This window comes from Faecalibacterium gallinarum, from assembly GCF_022180365.1.
Lineage (GTDB): Bacteria > Bacillota > Clostridia > Oscillospirales > Ruminococcaceae > Faecalibacterium > Faecalibacterium gallinarum.
The window spans coordinates 1-1,014 of sequence record NZ_BQKV01000087.1; the positions used below are offsets into that span (position 1 = coordinate 1).

Annotated in this window: 1 rRNA gene; it reads left to right on the plus strand. The window is 50.1% G+C overall.

From position 1 onward, the window contains the following. Positions 1-1,014: ribosomal RNA gene (locus JCM17207_RS10460) — 23S ribosomal RNA — on the plus strand; the annotation flags it as partial.

Below are 1,014 nucleotides of genomic sequence, written 5' to 3' on the forward strand. Positions count from 1 at the left end.
GCCGAAGCGAAAGCAAGTTTGAAAAGGGCGTTAAGTTACGTGCAATGGGCCCGAAACCGAGTGACCTACCCATGATCAGGTTGAAGTGGAAGTAAAATTCCATGGAGGACCGAACCGACCTCCGTTGAAAAGGCGGCGGATGAATTGTGGGTAGCGGAGAAATTCCAATCGAACTCGGAGATAGCTGGTTCTCCCCGAAATAGTTTTAGGACTAGCCTCATATTAGATATCTGGAGGTAAAGCACTGAATAGCCTAGCGGCCGAGAGGTTAGCGAAGCTTATCAAACTCAGAATGCCAGAATATTGGTGTATGGGAGTCAGACAGTGTCAGATAAATGTCATTGTCAAAAGGGAAACAGCCCAGATCTACAGCTAAGGTCCCAAAGTTAGGTTAAGTGGAAAACGATGTGAAGATACGCAGACAACCAGGATGTTGGCTCAGAAGCAGCCACTCATTTAAAGAGTGCGTAATAGCTCACTGGTCGAGCGTCTTTGCGCGGAGAATTTAACGGGGCTAAACCTAACACCGAAGCTTAGGCAGCAGCAATGCTGGGTAGGGGAGCGTTGTATACGCGGAGAAACATTAGCGCAAGCGGATGTGGAGTGTATACAAGTGAGAATGCCGGAATGAGTAGCGCGAATGCAGTGAGAATCTGCATGGCCGAAAGCCTCAGGTTTTTGGAGGAAGGTTCGTCCGCTCCAAGTTAGTCGGGAGCTAAGGTGAGGCCGAAAGGCGTAGCCGATGCACAGACGGTAGAGATTCCGTCACCACCAAAAGAGTTAAGCACAGGGACACATTTGAAGGGTCTGAGCCGGGAGTTGGTTCCGGTAGTGATCGAGGGAAGTTAGTACCGAAGTCAGGCTTGGAAGATGGCGAGAAAAGCTGTGTGTATTTCTGCGGTGCCCGTACCGCAAACCGACACAGGTAGGTAGGAAGAAGATTCTAAGGCCAACGGGAGAAGGGTTGTTAAGGAACTCGGCAAATTGACCCCGTAACTTCGGGAGAAGGGGTGC